General features: G+C 58.0%; 19 protein-coding genes. 18 read left to right on the forward strand and 1 reads right to left on the reverse strand.

From position 1 onward, the window contains the following. From H7698_RS01225 to H7698_RS01290, 15 genes are all read left to right on the forward strand, one after another. Entirely contained in the window at positions 1-756 is a 756-nt protein-coding gene (locus H7698_RS01225) for a PFL_4669 family integrating conjugative element protein (RefSeq protein WP_020300887.1), read from the forward strand. Beyond that, positions 753-1,271, forward strand: coding sequence for a DUF3158 family protein (locus H7698_RS01230; RefSeq protein WP_032903630.1), 519 nt, complete (start codon positions 753-755; stop codon positions 1,269-1,271). The genes H7698_RS01225 and H7698_RS01230 overlap by 4 nt, the downstream gene beginning before the upstream one ends. Then, positions 1,268-1,738 carry a single-stranded DNA-binding protein gene (locus tag H7698_RS01235; protein WP_020300889.1) on the forward strand — a complete coding sequence of 157 codons (471 nt, stop codon included), beginning with the start codon at positions 1,268-1,270 and terminating at the stop codon, positions 1,736-1,738. Before H7698_RS01230 ends, H7698_RS01235 begins: the two co-directional genes overlap by 4 nt. 225 nt (positions 1,739-1,963) lie before the next feature. Next, on the forward strand, positions 1,964-3,931 hold the full coding sequence (locus H7698_RS01240; protein ID WP_020300890.1) for a DNA topoisomerase III: 1,968 nt from the start codon (positions 1,964-1,966) through the stop codon (positions 3,929-3,931). Positions 3,932-4,828: 897 nt separating this feature from the next. Continuing rightward, positions 4,829-5,410, forward strand: a complete 582-nt coding sequence (locus H7698_RS01245) for an STY4534 family ICE replication protein (RefSeq protein WP_020300891.1) — start codon at positions 4,829-4,831, stop codon at positions 5,408-5,410. 70 nt (positions 5,411-5,480) lie between these two features. After that, on the forward strand, positions 5,481-5,738 hold the full coding sequence (locus H7698_RS31280) for a hypothetical protein (RefSeq protein ID WP_032903653.1): 258 nt from the start codon (positions 5,481-5,483) through the stop codon (positions 5,736-5,738). A 101-nt stretch (positions 5,739-5,839) separates the two neighbouring features. Continuing rightward, positions 5,840-6,334, forward strand: coding sequence for a RadC family protein (gene radC / locus H7698_RS01250; RefSeq protein WP_194690355.1), 495 nt, complete (start codon positions 5,840-5,842; stop codon positions 6,332-6,334). A 52-nt stretch (positions 6,335-6,386) separates the two neighbouring features. After that, a complete protein-coding gene (locus H7698_RS01255) occupies positions 6,387-7,142 on the forward strand; it encodes a DUF5983 family protein (protein ID WP_020300893.1) in 756 nt (251 codons plus the stop codon). Between the two features lie 106 nt (positions 7,143-7,248). Further along, positions 7,249-7,791 (forward strand): PFGI-1 class ICE element type IV pilus protein PilL2, encoded by a 543-nt coding sequence (pilL2, locus tag H7698_RS01260; protein WP_020300894.1) that lies wholly within the window; start codon positions 7,249-7,251, stop codon positions 7,789-7,791. Beyond that, entirely contained in the window at positions 7,788-8,459 is a 672-nt protein-coding gene (locus H7698_RS01265; RefSeq protein ID WP_020300895.1) for a hypothetical protein, read from the forward strand. The genes pilL2 and H7698_RS01265 overlap by 4 nt, the downstream gene beginning before the upstream one ends. Before the next feature lie 9 nt (positions 8,460-8,468). Further along, complete coding sequence (locus H7698_RS01270) at positions 8,469-9,188, forward strand: TIGR03759 family integrating conjugative element protein (RefSeq protein ID WP_032903628.1); 720 nt, start codon at positions 8,469-8,471, stop codon at positions 9,186-9,188. Then, entirely contained in the window at positions 9,170-9,718 is a 549-nt protein-coding gene (locus H7698_RS01275; RefSeq protein WP_020300897.1) for a hypothetical protein, read from the forward strand. Before H7698_RS01270 ends, H7698_RS01275 begins: the two co-directional genes overlap by 19 nt. Beyond that, complete coding sequence (locus H7698_RS01280) at positions 9,715-10,230, forward strand: integrating conjugative element protein (RefSeq protein ID WP_020300898.1); 516 nt, start codon at positions 9,715-9,717, stop codon at positions 10,228-10,230. The genes H7698_RS01275 and H7698_RS01280 overlap by 4 nt, the downstream gene beginning before the upstream one ends. A gap of 8 nt (positions 10,231-10,238) precedes the next feature. After that, on the forward strand, positions 10,239-12,344 hold the full coding sequence (traD, locus tag H7698_RS01285) for a type IV conjugative transfer system coupling protein TraD (RefSeq protein ID WP_020300899.1): 2,106 nt from the start codon (positions 10,239-10,241) through the stop codon (positions 12,342-12,344). Between the two features lie 90 nt (positions 12,345-12,434). Further along, on the forward strand, positions 12,435-13,166 hold the full coding sequence (locus H7698_RS01290) for a TIGR03747 family integrating conjugative element membrane protein (protein ID WP_032903626.1): 732 nt from the start codon (positions 12,435-12,437) through the stop codon (positions 13,164-13,166). A 20-nt stretch (positions 13,167-13,186) separates the two neighbouring features. Here the strand turns inward: H7698_RS01290 and H7698_RS01295 are convergent, their stop codons facing one another. Beyond that, positions 13,187-13,768 (reverse strand): hypothetical protein, encoded by a 582-nt coding sequence (locus H7698_RS01295; RefSeq protein WP_020300901.1) that lies wholly within the window; start codon positions 13,766-13,768, stop codon positions 13,187-13,189. A gap of 299 nt (positions 13,769-14,067) precedes the next feature. Between H7698_RS01295 and H7698_RS01300 the strand changes: the two genes are divergently transcribed. Genes H7698_RS01300 through H7698_RS01310 form a run of 3 tightly spaced genes read left to right on the forward strand, consistent with a single transcriptional unit; the run spans position 14,068 to position 15,028 of the window. Beyond that, positions 14,068-14,403 carry an integrative conjugative element protein, RAQPRD family gene (locus H7698_RS01300; RefSeq protein ID WP_020300902.1) on the forward strand — a complete coding sequence of 112 codons (336 nt, stop codon included), beginning with the start codon at positions 14,068-14,070 and terminating at the stop codon, positions 14,401-14,403. Then, positions 14,400-14,639: a TIGR03758 family integrating conjugative element protein gene (locus H7698_RS01305; protein ID WP_020300903.1), complete on the forward strand. Its 240-nt coding sequence runs from the start codon at positions 14,400-14,402 to the stop codon at positions 14,637-14,639. Before H7698_RS01300 ends, H7698_RS01305 begins: the two co-directional genes overlap by 4 nt. A 17-nt stretch (positions 14,640-14,656) precedes the next feature. After that, on the forward strand, positions 14,657-15,028 hold the full coding sequence (locus H7698_RS01310) for a TIGR03745 family integrating conjugative element membrane protein (RefSeq protein WP_020300904.1): 372 nt from the start codon (positions 14,657-14,659) through the stop codon (positions 15,026-15,028). The last annotated feature ends 5 nt before the right edge of the window (positions 15,029-15,033 follow it).

Here is a 15,033-nt window from a genome sequence, read left to right on the forward strand (position 1 = left end):
GTGGCCGATCATTACCAACTCAACCTGGGTTCATTGCGCAGCAGCATCACCCTGACCCTGCACACTCACCACGCCGCCCGTATCTGGCAAGGGCGGACCGCACGCGAAGGCGTTCACTCGATCATGGGCATGGCCGGCTACATCAGTGTCACCAACCTGATCAAACAAACCGCGGCTCAGGACGATCCCTATGCCGACTGGGCCATCGTACAACTCGAAGAAAAACTGATGCAGGCCAAGGCTGGGATGCTGGAACTGACCCAACAGCTGGATCGGATCAGACAGGACCTGCCGACACAGATCGACATGGGCGACAACCTCAACATCCACCCCGTCACCTTGCCGTTGTACATCGGCAGCCAGCTGGGTTTTCTGGCGGTCTACCTGCTGACCGACTACGACACCCTGGTGCGTCGTACCCTATTGGCCCATCACACAGCCTTGATCGGCCGCGTCGACATGGAAGCCTGGATCGATGACGGCGCCCATCTGCTGCGCAGCCTGTTCGGCCAGGCGCAGCGCTATCGGCATTCTGGCGTCACCCGTGATGACATGGCAGCGAACAATGCCCGTGCTCTGGCGGCCATCGAGAAGATGGGTTTGCCCCCCATGGACATTCTTGAGGGTCATCGCCGCTCCCAGTTCGCGCCACCGATCATTCGTCGTGGTGCTGTGGCAGTGGATGACGCGGACGCATTGGCAGAGGAAGCGAGAGAGCCATCTGCGACGGTGGATGAGCCGGAGGACGAAGCATGAATCTCATGATCCCGGCTCAACCAATGCCCTTCGAAGCGTTAACACCGGATGCCTATCGACAGCTCGAACACGCTGCCTCCCTAAAAGGCCTTTTAAAACCTTTTAAGGGTAAGGGGGAGTTGGACCACCTGGCGCAGGTGGCGAGGGAAATCGAGGCGCAGTTATGTCACCTGATGGAAGCTGTTGTGCAGCAAGCCGGACAGCCCCCGTACTCACTGCTGGATATTCGATTGGTGCTGCAGAACACCAGCGCGGGCAGCACCTTTTTGCGTTGGCGAACCCGTGACTTCGCCCGCATGGGGGTTGCGGTCTGGGAACGCCAGGTCCGCAACAAGACCCAACCGCAGGCCGTACGCGAGGGGTTGCACCGTTTCGAATGCAACCGTATTGCACTGAACCTGCAGATGAGCGTGGTGCATTCGCTTTACCGCCAGGCCTCGACCTGCGCGATCAAAATGGCCAGTGCCGAACGGCTGCTGCGCCAGTTCACAACCGCAGCGGAGATATCACGATGAGTACTTTTTTCGTCGGCGAAGGCAACATCGGCAGTGCGCCAGAGTTCCAGGAATTCGCCTCAGGCAATGACGAGCCACGGCGTTTGCTACGGCTGAATGTGTACTTCGACAACCCCGTGCCACGCGAGGGCGGCTACGAAGATCGAGGCGGCTATTGGGCGCCGGTTGAGCTCTGGCACCGCGAGGCTGAACACTGGAGCACGCTGTACCAGAAAGGTATGCGTGTGCTGGTCGAGGGCCGCACGATACGAGATGAGTGGGAGGACAGCGAAGACAACGCGCGGGTGACCTTCAAGATCGAGGCCCGTCGAGTCGGCATCCTGCCTCATCGAGTGCACAGCGTGGTCATGCGGGAGCGATCCAATGAACCGGCAGCATCTGCGAAACACGTCGGGCAAAATACAGAGCAAGCCAGCTCACCTGCGTCGAAGCCAAAAAAGCGCACAGGGCCGCCACCTCCGGAATGACGAGCATTAGGCATAAAAATTGCGCCTTTGCGCGAAGTTGCTGGCGTATTACTACTCGCTGCTCGTGAAGACCCACACTGTCGTCCACGCTAAAACGGGGTAACAGCATCGGATCGTCAAGGCAGTCCTCACCGACTAATATGAGGTACCTGCGAGTCAGGTTTCTCATATCTCGTAGCTGCTGTTTCCAACAACTCTGCTCCGGACCCCATCCGGAGCAGTCTTATGCGCCTCTTCCTCTGCGAGAAACCTTCCCAAGGTCGTGACATCGCCAAAGTTCTCGGAGCCAGCCGGCGCAGCGATGGCTGCCTAATCGCACCCGAGACAACCGTCACCTGGTGTATCGGTCACCTGCTGGAGACAGCACCGCCTGAAGCTTATGGTGAACACTTCAAGAGTTGGTCGTTAGATCATCTACCGATCATTCCCGCGCAGTGGCAGGTCGAGGTCAAACCCAAGACTGCGGCACAGTTCAAAGTCATCAAGCGCCTGCTCAGTAAAGCCACCACCGTCGTCATCGCGACCGACGCCGACCGCGAAGGTGAAATGATTGCCCGCGAGTTACTGGAACTCTGCAAGTATCGAGGCCCCGTTCAGCGCCTCTGGTTGTCGGCACTCAACGAGGCGTCGATTCGCAAAGCATTGTCCTCGCTGAAGTCTGGTCAGGAGACCTTCCCGCTCTATCACTCAGCCCTCGCCCGCAGCCGTGCTGACTGGCTGATCGGCATGAACCTCAGTCGTTTGTTTACCCTCCTCGGTCGGCGGGCAGGCTACGACGGCGTGCTGTCGGTTGGACGCGTACAGACACCCACTTTACGCCTAGTGGTCGATCGGGATCGTGCGATTGCCAGTTTCGTTCCGGTGCCCTACTGGAACGTTGAAGTGCACTTATCGTCGAGGGGTCAGCGATTCATCGCATCGTGGTTACCGCCAAGCTCAGGACAGGACGAAGCGGGTCGTTGCCTGCAACAGGCGCTTGCCAGTCAAACGGTCCAAGCGATCTCTTGCAGCAAGACCGCCACAGTACTCTCGCTGCAGACTGAGCATTTCCGCGAAGCGGCGCCCCTGCCCTTCGACTTGAGCACGCTGCAAGAAGTCTGCTCGCGCAAGTTGGGACTCGGCGTTCAGGAAGTCCTGAATATCGCCCAGGCTCTGTATGAAACCTACAAAGCAACCACCTACCCGCGCAGTGATTGCCGCTATTTGCCAGAGAGTATGTTCGACGAGGTATCTGGGGTATTCGATGCCCTGCTCAAAACCGATCCCACCCTGCGGCCCGCATTCGGAAGACTCGATCGATCACTGCACTCCCGCGTGTGGAACGATGCCAAGGTCACCGCGCACCACGGCATCATTCCCACCACCGAGCCGGCGAACCTTGCGCGGATGTCCGAACAAGAACGCCAAGTCTACGAACTGATTCGTAGCCACTACCTCGCGCAATTTCTTCCGTCTCATGAGTTTGATCGAACCCAGGTCGAACTGGAATGTGGCGAAAAACGATTGACCGCTGTTGGCAAACAGATCCTGGTCCAGGGCTGGAAAGGCTTGCTCTCCGAAAACACCGAGGAGGACGAACCCAGTCACAAGTCCCAAGTCTTACCCGTCTTGCAACAGGGCACGCAGTGCGCAGTGGACGACGTCGAACTCAAGTCCATGCGCACCGCCGCCCCCAAACCACTCACCGAGGGCGATCTGATCAAGGCGATGAAAAACGTCGCCAAGCTGGTCAACGACCCACGCCTGAAACAGAAACTTCGGGACACTACCGGTATCGGTACCGAAGCCACGCGAGCCGGCATCATCAAGGGGTTGATTGATCGCGGTTACTTGCTGAAGAAAAAACGCGCCTTAATGGCCTCCGCAGCGGCCCATACCCTGATTGAGGCGGTACCCGCCGCAATCGCAGATCCGGGCATGACCGCGATATGGGAACAGGCCCTGGACGAAATCGAAACGGGACGCCTGACCCTTGATGCGTTCGTCGCCAAGCAGGCGAACTGGATTGCACAATTGGTCGAACACTGTGGCGCACTCACCTTGGCGGTACCTGTCGAAGCCGGCCCGGCCTGCCCCATTTGCAATGCCTCGATGCGTAGACGTAAAGGAAAATCAGGGCAGTTCTGGTCATGCTCCCACTACCCAGATTGCAAGGGCACTGTGTCGATCAGTAAAGATACGCGTCGCTCATGATGTTCCATGGGACGATCATTATGAGAACGGTGCGTTCTCTGCCTTGACGTCGTCCCACCCTCTCTGCTGTAGTGCCTCAGGATCATCGCCAATGGCGACCCAAGACCGATTTGCTCCGGGTAGCTCGGTCGAACTCGTCGAGTTCGGAGCCTTCTCTTCTGCGGGATTTCATTCCCGTTTTGTGCTTGACCTGATCGTGGTGGCGGATGACCACTGTTGCCTCTACCCGGCAACAGCGGTCATCCGCTTCGGCGATCGTATTCAGTCCCGGAGCCCGCCGGGGAAACACTGGGCACCTTTTGTGCGCGGATGCGTGCCAGCATGTTCCGACCCAGGCCACGACAAGGGTCGGTTGGCGAATCATGGCGCAGTTCAACCAAGTGTTGCGAGGCGCTGGTCGACTGCGTAAGACCGTCAAAGGTGGTTTTTTTCTTCCTCGACTGGCATCCCGTCAGGCCCACTCTTCACTTTCTTCAGTCCAGTGACTGCCACTGTATTCCGGCTATAAAAAATCGGGTTGCAGCGTCTTGACGCTCCCCTGTGACAGGCTTATACAAAGGGCGTGGTTTGCTGTCGTTGACAGCCCAGCCCAGGTAGCTTGAACCTTCAAGGCTACGCCACGTTCGTGGTGGTTTACCCAAGTGCGATCAGCGTTCGGAAGCTCGCACGGTTACCGCCTCAGCGGTGATGAATGCCCACTACCCCATGTCTGCTAACCACTACCGCAGACGTTCCTCAGCTGCACCGTTATTCCGCCAGACGCATCGTTCTGATCGTCATCGGCTTGCCGGTGGTGAGTCGTTCATCGCTCTTCTTCACCTTACCCACCCTGACGGGGGCTCACTTCCCCATCAGGGACTGTGCGTCGCCGTTTCCCCTTGAAACAGGAGAACCACCATGGCCCACGCCAACCAATCCAAAGAAGCGACCACTTACTTCAACCTGCACACCGTCGGTATCGGCTACCTCAACCGTGTTCGTGAAGTCCAAGTCCGCCGCGGCCAACCATTCATTGCCTGCGATATCGCAGCCCTGCACGGTGCCACCGATGCGGTGGAGTACACCCGCTTCGACTGCAAAGTCGCTGGGGGTGAAGCTGAACGCTTGATTCGTCTCTATATGGACGCCGTCAACGCCGAGAAAAAGGTCTTGCTGTCGTTCCGTATCGGCGACCTGTGGATCGATCCGTTTCTCTATGAGAAAGGCGAGAAACAAGGCCAACCGGGCGCCAGCCTGAAAGGTCGTTTGCTGTTCATCGACTGGATCAAGATCAACGGCACGTTCGAATACAAAGCACCCGCCAGGCAGGAAGCAACAGCACCTGCTGAGCAAGCGCCAAACAGTGAACCATCCCCACCGTCGGCTGATGCCGAAGTTGAGGATACCGAAAACCCAATAGAGGCTCGGGTGGAACCTGAATCTCCACCCGCTCCGCGCACGGCCCGCCGTGATGCCACCCGTACCGTTCAGTCCGCCTGAACAGTCCACGATGTTCCTCATCAAGGCGCTCCGTCGAGCGCCTTTTCTTCAATCAGCACAGGGGACCATTATGGAATCCTTCTGGCTTTGCGACGACTGCCTGTTCGCTACAGCTTACGAGGACTACAGCACCTTATCGCTGTATTACTCGCAGGATGAGGTCGAACAACGCATCGCCGCGATACATCGTGAGCTAGTTCGGTTGATGCCCATCAGTGCCGACTTCGATCCCGAAGCCGGCTGGGGAATAAGAACCTTTTCTCCATCGCCTTGCGACGGCTGTGGTTCACATCTACACGGTCAACGCCACCGATTCACTCGGCTGTAAACAGCGCGCCATCTGCTAACGCCCAAGACTCCACACCCACCTTGGGGGATACCACTCCCCTCGGGCGTGTACCCCTGATTGTTCCCTTCGGAGGTACCGCCATGAGCACCCAACTTACACTGATTGAGACCTCGGATTTCGAGGCTGATCGCATTGTCCAAGAAAACCAGCTGATCGACGAAGCGCAGCATATTCTGGATCGTCGGCTGTTCGCCCGCGGCCCTATCCTGACGTCGCCTGACACTGTTGCCTCCTACCTAAAACTGCAGCTTGCGCAACAAGAGCATGAAGTCTTCGGTGTGATCTTTCTCGATGCCAGGCACCGGGTGCTGGCATTCGAAGTCCTCTTTCACGGCAGCATTGATGGCGCCAGCGTTTACCCCCGCCAAGTCGTTAAGCGTTCCCTAGCGCATAACGCTGCGGCCGCCATTTTGGTTCACAACCATCCCTCGGGTTGTACAGAACCCAGCCAGGCGGATCGCGTCTTGACCGCACGGCTGAAGGAGGCCTTGGCCTTGATCGAAGTGCGTGTATTGGATCACTTCATCGTGGGTGAAGGTCGTCCTCTCTTCCTTGCCGAATACGGCTGGCTTTAACCCTCACAGGCGCCTTCGGGCGCCTTGTTCATTTTCATTCTGGAGAACCCTCATGAACCCCGCACACCAAGCCCCAGCTCTGCTGATGGCCTCAACCCCATTTGCTCGCGGCTACGACAACCTTCATATCGAACGGCTGCTACTGATCACCTACGAAAACGACTGCCCTCCCTGCGTTCGACCAGTGCACGACTCACAAGCACATCTGCCCGACAATGAGCTGCAACTGTTCACCTGCCTGTTCAATGACGATTTCGCCTTGATCAGCGAAGGCCAATCCATTCCGGATGAATTGGATGAATTAGATGAACGCTGCCAGTCCACCGGGTTGGTGCGCCAAGTGATCTACGCCGTGATGGGCGACATGCTCAACGAGCGGCATCACCTCGGCGATCTGTACTCCCTGGAAGAAGCCCAAGCCATGGTCCATCGCTTGAGCTTCGAAACGGGGCACTACAGTCGAGCCTGGGAGATCAGTACCGCACACCTTCCTGAAGAAGCGATGTTCTATCTGGAAGGATGGGCAAGTAACTCCGCTCCGAGGCAAACCGGCCTTTTGTTCGAGCTTTTCGAGTTGCCGGATTGCTGCGGCATCAGTTGCAAGCTGATTGGCACGCCATGGACGGACGAAAACTTGCTGAACATTGAGGGCAAACGTTATTCAAGCTTGAGACAAGAGCAACTCGACGCAGGCACACCGGAAGTCCTAGTCAACGTACTGTACCTGGCGGCATTGGCGGATGCGAGATTGTTGATCTTCGACCCCGACGCTGCCGTCTTGAATGGGCTCGCTATTTTTGATGAATAGCAACGCGTTCAGCGTTAACACGACCCGCCTTGAATCAACTTTCTCACTGAGTTGCTCCTTCACCTCATGTCAGGTTTTGCACTGAATCTGTCATGAGGTTTTTTCCATGGAGCGTTTTTTCACGCCTGTCTGCCTGCTGGGTTTGTTGAGCGCCTGCACCGCGCAAATCCCCAATACATTGCCAACCCATCCAGAGATCGACAGTGGCTCCAATCGGGCCCAGCTTTCGAGGGACACAGCGGAAGGAAACCATCCGACAGAACTCCGCTATGGCCGCTATACGCTGGTCAGCACCGAGCCCACCACGGAACAACGCTATCTTCTCGCTCAAATCATTGAAGTGAACATCCCGTCCAGCCTAAACCCCTCAGTGCAGGATGCGTTGCAGTACGTATTGCAGCGCTCGGGCTATTCGCTCTGCCCCGTTACTGCGTCGGTGAAGTTGCTGTTTACCCGGCCTCTGCCTGCAGCCCATTACCGGCTTGGTCCAATCCCTTTGCGCCGCGCGCTACAAGTGCTGGCTGGCCCCGCCTGGCAACTCACGACCGATGAAGTCAGCCGTTCGGTCTGCTTCGAACAGCAGAAAACGGATGCCGGTGTCGCGCTGATTACACCCGTCTTGCCCCATCAATCGGAGGCGCGGTCATGAAAGCCTCAACGTTTCAAACCCTCATCATCGGGCTCCTTTGCCTGGCGGTCGCCGGGCTGAGCGGTGGTTTGTATAACCAGTATCAACGCATGGCAAAACTGCAGAGCACGGACACGCAATACCGACAAACTTTGGACACCCTGCAACATGATTCAAGCGCCCTCAAGGATGCACAAGAGAAGCTGCAGTACGCGCTGAAAGACCTGAAGCAGATGGTCGATACTAGTGAGCAACAGGCCAATACCCTCGATCCGATGCTGGATCAGTGGGCGCAAGAAATACAGGAGCTGCGCGATGGTCTGGCAGCCCGCGCCACCGTGGCAGAACTGACAGCGCTGCGCGCACACCTTGAACAGGTCGAGCAGCAGTTCCAGGAGCACAAGACCCAGCCATCACCCCCACCGCCGTCGCCTTCCGCGACTAAACCGAAAAAGACCGCTCGCCCCAAGCCCGTCCCGCTCTCGCCACCGTTCTCGGTGTTGGGGGTCGAATCCCGTGGTGGTGAGCGCTTTTTGGCAGTCGCACCTCATGACAGTCGCTCTCTCATAGATGTTCGGCTGCTGCATAGCGGCGAGCAGCTCGGAGCCTGGTACCTGAAAGTGCTGGAGCCGAACTCAGCCATCTTCGCGGTGGCCGCTCAGCCAGACCAGACCGTGCACCTCCCTTGAGAAGCGATCATGAACAGAGCGCTACTGCCCACCGTCGTCTGTCTCGCTTCGCTACTGGCCATGGACGCTGCGATGGGCAACCCCGTCACGACACAGTCACAGACCCAGGACACGCAGTCTGCTCCGCTGGGGCGCTCTGACTCTGAACAGGCAGCGAGCTGGGGCCTGACGGGGCAGGAGTGGACGCGCTTCGAACAGATCCAATCCGGCCCACGCGGTTTCTGGAGCCCGAACCTCGATCCGTTGACCGCGCTCGGGGTTGAGGCCCAGACCGACCAAGAGCGCCAGCGCTATGCCGAATTACAGGTAGCGCTGGAAGCCAAACGCGCCGAGCGCGAGTTGGCCTACCAAAACGCTTACGCCGCGGCCTGGACCAAGCTGTTTCCCGGGCTGCTACCGATCCAGGGCATGGCATCCCCGCCCCCTATCAGCTCAGCGGCCGCGCCGCGCCAGGCTCTATTTGTGGAGGACCACTGCTCAGCGTGTACCGCCGAAGCCCAGCGTCTGCAAAGCAGCGACACGGCGTTCGATATCTACCTGGTGGGCAGCCAAGGCGAGGATGAACGCGTCCGTAGCTGGGCTCGGCAAGCGGGCATCGATCCCGTCAAGGTTCAACGCCGGCAGATCACCCTGAACCATGACCGTGGTCGCTGGTTCAGCCTGGGTGCCCCGGGGCCAATGCCTGCCACATTTCAACAGGTGAATGGACAATGGCAACGCCTCGACTGAGTGGTCTTGCGCTGGTGCTGACGGTGCTCGCCGTCCAGGCCGACCAACTTCCGCCTCCGGCCTATCAATTGGCGGCGCATGACGCCGACATCCCTTCTATGGTGCTATTCGCAATTGCCCTGCAGGAGAGTGGTATCCACGTCCGTGGTCGATTGCTGCCCTGGCCCTGGACCCTGAACATCGCCGGAATACCCTACCGCTTCGCCACTCGCCAGGCCGCCTGTCACGCCTTACTTCAGGCGCTCGCGCGACATGACGCCAAGCGGGTCGATGTCGGTCTTGGACAAACCAACCTGGGTTACCACGGGCAACGTTATTCCAGCCCCTGCGAAGCCCTTGACCCTTACCGAAATCTCGCCGTGACCGCCGCGCTGTTGCAGGAGCATCACGCCACCACCGGTGATTGGGTATCAGCTGCCGGCCGATATCACCGCCCGGCAGGAGGAACGCCGGCCGCGCGTTACCGCGCCGGCTTTTCCCGGCAACTCGAACGGTTGCTGGTTTCTTTCAAACAGGGCACACCACCATGAAGCGAATCCCCATCGCCTGTTATTTCATCCTGCTTTTGGTATCTTTCGCCCAGCCGGAACTGACCGTAGCCGGGGATCAGCCTAGCGACTTCACCCGACACCATTTTCAAGTTGCCAGGCCGCTAATAAACAACAAGATCCAGCCTGATCGGGCCATGCATGCGGACCTGTCCACGTTTGCCGATGAAGCCTGGATACTGCCCATCCGTAGCCCCCACTTGAGCCCCGGCCAGATCACGTATCGCGCCCTGAACATGCCGGGCTTGCGGCCATTTTTTCTGGTCGGTGACGATCCCCTGTCGCTGACTTGGCTGCGTCAGCGCGCTGCTGAACTGCAGGAAATGGGCGCGGCTGGCCTCGCCGTCGAAGTAGCCGACACTGAAGCCCTGGCCCGAATTCGCGCAGCCGCTCCAGACATCACCATCCTGCCGGTCAACGGCAACGACATCGCCACCCGCCTGCAGATTTTGCACTACCCCGTCTTGATCACCGCCACCTCATTGGGACAGTGAGTCAGGTCATGGCCGAGCATGCGATGGAGTCCAAGCTCCGGCCAGCGGTCGAGTTGTACACCGTAACAATCTGCATCGCCGCCGCGGTGTTGTGCGTGTACTCGCCCTGGGCCGTGGCCCTGTCACCCGAGATCGGGCAGGTTGCGGCGCTGGCCTATACCCTGTTCGGCCTGATCCGCCTGCGACAAGCCTGGGAGGTGTTGCGCTATCGGCGCAATATCCGCCGGCTGCCCCGCTACGAGCTGACCAGCCGGCAGATTCCGGTCAGTCGTAAGCGTTTGTTCATGGGTCGCGGCTTTCGCTGGACCCGCCTGCACACCCAGCGCTTGGTCGAGGCCCAGGATCCGGCGGTCGCCCATTATGTCGACCAACCGACCCACTACCGGCTGGCCCGTGAACTCGAACGGCGCCTGGAGCATGCACCGTTTCCGCTCTCGATACTGGCCCGTGTCACCGCCTGGGACAGTGCCTTCAATCCGTTGCGCCCTTTACCCCCAGTCGGTGGCTCGCCTCTGTTGCATGGGGTCGAGCCCAACGAAACGGAAGTCAGTCTGCCGCTGGGCGAACGGGTCGGACACACCCTGGTGCTGGGCACTACCCGTGTCGGCAAGACGCGACTCGCCGAGGTGTACATCACCCAGGACATTCACCGCGTCGAACATGAGGTGGTCATCGTCTTCGATCCGAAGGGCGATGCCGACCTGCTCAAACGCATGTACGTCGAAGCCAAACGGGCCGGTCGGGAAAAGGAATTCTATGTTTTCCATCTAGGCTGGCCAGAGATCTCCGCGCGTTACAACGCGGTGGGACGTTTCGGGCGCATCTCGGAGGTAGCATCGCGCATCGCTGGGCAACTCAGTGGCGAAGGCAACTCCGCAGCCTTTCGCGAGTTCGCCTGGCGCTTTGTCAACATCATTGCCCGGGCTTTGATCGAGTTGGGCCGGCGCCCAGACTACCTGCAGATCCAGCGACATGTGGTCAATATAGACGCGCTGTTCATCGAATACGCTCAGCAGTTTTTCGCCAAGACCGATCCGAAAGCCTGGGAAGTGATCGTCCAACTGGAAGGCAAACTCACTGAGAAGAACATTCCCCGGCATATGGTGGGACGCGAAAAGCGTGTGGTGGCCATCGAACAGTACCTGGCGGTGAAACGGGTATTCGATCCGGTGCTGGATGGACTGCGCTCGGCAGTACGTTACGACCGCACCTACTTCGACAAAATCGTTGCTTCGCTGCTGCCGCTGCTGGAGAAACTCACCACCGGCAAGACCGCCCAACTGCTGGCCCCCAACTACACCGACCTAGATGACCCGCGACCAATCTTCGACTGGATGCAGATCATTCGCAAACGCGGCATCGTTTACGTCGGCCTGGATGCGCTGACCGACGCCGAAGTCGCAGCCGCTGTGGGCAACTCCATGTTCGCTGATTTGGTCTCGGTCGCGGGCCACATCTACAAACATGGCATTGACCACGGCCTGCCCCCATCAGGCAGCAGCAGTGACAAGCTGCCGATAAACCTGCACGCTGATGAGTTCAACGAATTGATGGGCGATGAGTTCATCCCCCTGATCAACAAGGGTGGCGGCGCCGGTATCCAGGTAACCGCCTACACCCAGACCCTCAGCGATATCGAAGCACGTATCGGCAACCGCGCCAAAGCTGGCCAGGTGATTGGCAACTTCAACACCCTGCAGATGCTCCGCGTGCGCGAAACCGCCACCGCTGAACTGCTCACCCAGCAGTTACCCAAGGTTAACGTGCTGACCAAGACCCTGATGTCGGGTGCGACGGACACATCCGATCCGGACGCCAACACGGACTTCACCTCGTCCTCCCAGGACCGTGTCAGCAGCACCAGTGTGCCGCTGATCGAGCCTGCTCATATCGTCAGTTTGCCCAAGGGGCAAATGTTCTCCTTCCAGGCCGGTGGGCAGCTCTGGAAAGTCCGCATGCCGTTGCCAAAACCCTCCAACGTCGACGCCATGCCCAAGGACCTACAGGAACTCACTCAACGGATGCGGGCGGCCTATAACGCGCAGGCGGGGCAATGGTGGAGCGCAAGCGGTGGCGGCCCAACTACCAACTTCGATCTGGATCAGGTGGGGTAGCCCTACCCCACAACAGGTTTCGATTCAGCAGAAAACGATCCAGGAGACGTATTGCCCACATCAACTCTGCAGCGCGCAATGGGGTGAACTATGGCGACTTCCACCCAGAACACGCCGCCACAACCGATCCAGCGTCCGGGATTGATCATCTCGACGATCAGCCTAGTCCTGCGCATCATCGGTTTGCTGATTGCCTCGTTGCTGTTCTCGATCCTCATCGAGTTCGCCGGGCTGCTACTGTTCTGGGGTGATCAGGGCTGGCGGCATAGTCAGGCTATGCTAACCAGTGAGTTGGGCTGGCTCAGCGAGCACTTCAAAGCTTCACTTCTCATCCAACAGCCTGGGAAAACAATTGTCCAGTGGCTGGAGCTCCTCAATCAGTGGCTGCTGGTCAAGACTGGCTTTGAGGATTTTGCCCGGCAGGCGCGGGTTTCGGGCCAGGGCAATGGCTTCTGGAGCTGGGCGAATCAGCTCTACGTGAGCATTGAGGATTTCGTACTGGCGGCGGTGTATGTGACCTTTACCTTCGTAGTGCGCCTAACCATCTTGGCTCTGGCCACACCGCTATTTTTGTTGGCCTCGTTCACCGGTTTTGTCGATGGTTTGATGCGCCGCGACCTGCGCAAGTTTGGAGCCGGGCGAGAAAGCAGTTTTGTCTATCACCGAGCTAAACGAGCAGTGATACCCCTGCTGCTCGTACCCTGGATCATGTATCTGTCCCTGCCCTTTTCGCTCAATCCTATGGCCGTCTTTTTGCCTTGCGCGATGATGCTCGGAATAACGACAGCCATCACCGCGGCGACGTTTAAAAAATACATTTAATAAAATGTAACGCTGACGTGTTAAACCATTCCGGTGAATTTAGCCAAAATCGCGACGACATAACCGCCAATAATAGACAAACCAACAATACCCAACGGCCGCTGCCACCAATCACCGCTAGGGGACGGCGGCATAGACTGCTGATAAAAATTGATCTGCCCGATCTGATTTGCGTTGACTTGGGTGGCTGCTCCATTTTGCATCGAGTTGCGCCACTGAGCTTCCTCAAGACGTTCGAATTGAACCTGAACACGCCTCTTGAGTTGGCTAGCGGAAAGGAGAATTTGCTTTCCAATAATCATCACACCCAGCAAACCGAAAAACAGCAAATTTCCATAGCTGAGCGGGTTTTCCTGGCTGAGGGTAGGCGCGTGCTCCCATACAAAACCGATGTAGGGTGATGTGACCTGGTAAACATCGGCTACTAAATTTTGCACAACCCCTCCCAAATGCCCAAAAAATTTTGTGCTCGCGAGAGTCTCTGCTTGATGGTGCAGAAAAATCAACGATGAAACCAAATAAAATAGCCCCCCGAAGACCATCAAGGAGAAGCCCACGGCCTGTCGAATACGGTACCGCCGAATTGCTTGTTGGATGTTCACTCTCTGCTATCACTCTTCGTTAACTGATTTCGTCCGCGCTTATCTGCGCCCCGCTAACAATGCTGTTAGCGGAATCAAAAGTTAACGGCTACTAATCGTTTTTCATGAGTAACCAATGCTGTACTTGCGGTCCAATCGTGTCATTTTTCCGCGTTTCGTAGCTCTCGATACGGTGTTCGAACTCGCTCCACGATCAGAGACTGTATCGAAATAAAATGACGCAGCGTGTTTCGTGTTTCTTACTGCTGAGTCCTGGACGTTAGTTGAATGCTGGCCCCATCTCCAAATGGGCTATCCACATGCCGACTACATTTTTCCGAATCTGCCTACTGCTCATATTGATGACGTTCCATAGCGGCGGCTATGCCGCATCTGCTCATGAGCGCGAGCAGCTCAGCCTAGTTCAGCAGCAGGTCGACACTATTGAGCGCCTTGCGGCGCAAGCTAAGGTAGCCAGGACCTCCGAACCAAACGAACGCTATCGCTTCGACTATCCCCGCCTGTCTCAGGACATCCAACGCATTCGCCAAGGAATGCAGAACTATCTGTCGCCCTCCCGTGCTCAACCTCACGACGCTGGTGAGCTGGTCGGCGATTACCGCCTCGACATCCCGTCCGTGGAACCGTCGCCATGAGCATGACCGACGCTCAGACCGCAGCGTTCCAAAACGCCTCCGGTTTCTCGGCACAGAGCAGTTCGACACTCTGGTTGTCCCTGGTTCTCGTCCTGGCTTTGCTCTGGTGCACCTGGGTGATGTGGACGGCTTACCGGGGCTGGGCCACCGGCAGTGTGCGCTTCGGCGCGTTTGGCGGCAGCGCCGCACGTGTTTTGCTCGCCCTACTAGTCCTGATGTTCTTCACGCTGTCCTAATCCAGGAGATCACTGCCATGCTCAAGTGCTTTACCCCTCTAAAAAACAACCTGCGTGATCGTGCCAGCCAGCGCTTGATCGGCCTGCTGTTGGTGCTCGGCCCAAGCCTGGCTTTTGCCGAGCTTCCCACCATGGAGGCTCCTTCGCGTGGTGAAGGTTCCGGGTTGATCGAGACGATCAAAAACTACGCCTATGACGGCGGCATCCTGCTCGGTTTGTTGATCGCCCTGCTCGCTTTTCTCGGGGTGGCTTGGCATTCCCTAACTGTCTATGCCGACGTGCAGAACCAGCGCAAGACCTGGAAGGACCTCGGCGCGGTGGTCGGCATCGGCGCCCTGTTGGTGGTGATCATCATCTGGTTCCTGACCAAGGCCGCCGCGATTCTGTGAGGTCG

This window comes from Pseudomonas sp. p50(2008), assembly GCF_015351605.1.
In the GTDB taxonomy this organism is placed as follows: domain Bacteria; phylum Pseudomonadota; class Gammaproteobacteria; order Pseudomonadales; family Pseudomonadaceae; genus Aquipseudomonas.